The following is a 1342-nucleotide window of genomic DNA, read 5'->3' as shown; positions in this document are numbered from 1 at the left end:
CGCGCGGGGGGGCCGCCCGCCGGCGGCGTGGGCGGCGCCCGCCCCCCCCCGCCCGCCCCCCCCCCCCGGCGCGCCCGCCCCCGCGCCCCCCCCACCACTGTGTCGGGGACGTCCGTGACCCGGTGGAGACGCCGGCCTCCACTGCTGGTGGGCCTGCGGTCCGCACGGCCACAGGATCAGCCGGGCGGCGTCGGCGGTCGAACCGCCCTCGACGTCCAGGCACGCCAGGCCCCCTGCCCCGTCTCGTACGCGCCCTGGTCCGGGGCGCTCTGCCGGGTTCGACGACCGGAGGCGGTCCCGGTCAGGGCGCCGGGCGCCCGGGCCGCAGGAGTCCTTCGAGACGGGCTGCGGCGGGGGCGCCCCTCTGGCAACGGTGTGACCTACCGGCCCAGAGGTCGGCCCGTACGAATCCGCCTTCTGGGCCGCTCGGGGAATGGGTTTCCCTCGTTGAACGTCCTCTGCAGCTTCGCCACCTTCTCCACGATGGCGTCTTCGATCAGATCGCTCAGGGACTGGTATCCCCCCTCGTACGGGGTCGTTGCCACCACTGCGTTGCGGGCGGCCTCCGCCACCGCCGTGGTGATGTACGGCTGCACCTTCTCCTTGCCGGCGACCTGTCCCCGGGGGACCGGCCCGACCTTCACCCCGGCCGGTGCCGCCGGGGGCGGCTCGGTGGGCGCGGCCGGGAGGTAGGACCGGCCGCCGGGCTTCGGTTCGTGTTCCTCGGTCGGGTCGTCGGTGCCGTCAAGCGTCACTCGCCCCATGGTCAGGCCCCCGTCCTGCTCGGTGCGGCCACCATGCACTCCAGCGCGACACGGGCGAATTCTTCCCGGGCGGGCGCGAAGATCACGCCGCTGGCGGCTCGGGAGTACCGGGTGACCGTCAGGCCCCGCGAGGGCGCGTCCGTGTGCCGGACGACCATCCCCGGCTCGATCGGGGTCCTGCCGACCACGTGAAACCCAGATGCGCCTTGCTGGGACAACGGTGTCGCCTTGACCACCGCTGTGGGCTCGATTCGCTCCGTCACCTGTGCCACTGCCACCTCCTCTGTCTCTGGCCGATACCGGCGATCCGGCAGGCCTCGGTGTTGCTGTGGCCCTGCTCCATGAGCCGGGAACATGCCGCTCGCTCCCGGCTCAGCCTCACAGGCCCCTGAGCCGTCCGGTCCTTACGGATCTCGAAGTCCGGTGCAATCCCCTGAACCGGGGTGTGGCAACGACTCCTGGAACCCAAGGTGGTGGGCGGGCCCCGGGGCAGGGCCCCACGCCGACCGGCCGAAAACAAGCAGCGTGGGATAGAGGGAGGCCCCGGAACGCGGGAGGGGTCGGGGGAGAGCGGCGCC

Annotated in this window: 2 protein-coding genes; both read right to left on the bottom strand. The window is 73.7% G+C overall.

Annotated elements, in window-relative coordinates; all coding sequences use genetic code 11:
• Positions 1 to 380: 380 nt before the first annotated feature.
• Positions 381 to 755, bottom strand: coding sequence for a hypothetical protein (locus ACFWIC_RS15490; RefSeq protein ID WP_380518854.1), 375 nt, complete (start codon positions 753 to 755; stop codon positions 381 to 383).
• An 11-nt stretch (positions 756 to 766) separates the two neighbouring features.
• Positions 767 to 1036 (bottom strand): hypothetical protein, encoded by a 270-nt coding sequence (locus tag ACFWIC_RS15485; RefSeq protein ID WP_380518851.1) that lies wholly within the window; start codon positions 1034 to 1036, stop codon positions 767 to 769.
• Positions 1037 to 1342 lie beyond the last annotated feature (306 nt).

The organism is Kitasatospora sp. NPDC127035, assembly GCF_042726075.1.
In the GTDB taxonomy this organism is placed as follows: Bacteria; Actinomycetota; Actinomycetes; order Streptomycetales; family Streptomycetaceae; genus Kitasatospora.
The sequence above is the reverse complement of the archived record's forward strand: the minus strand, read 5'-3'. Positions and strand labels throughout refer to the sequence as shown.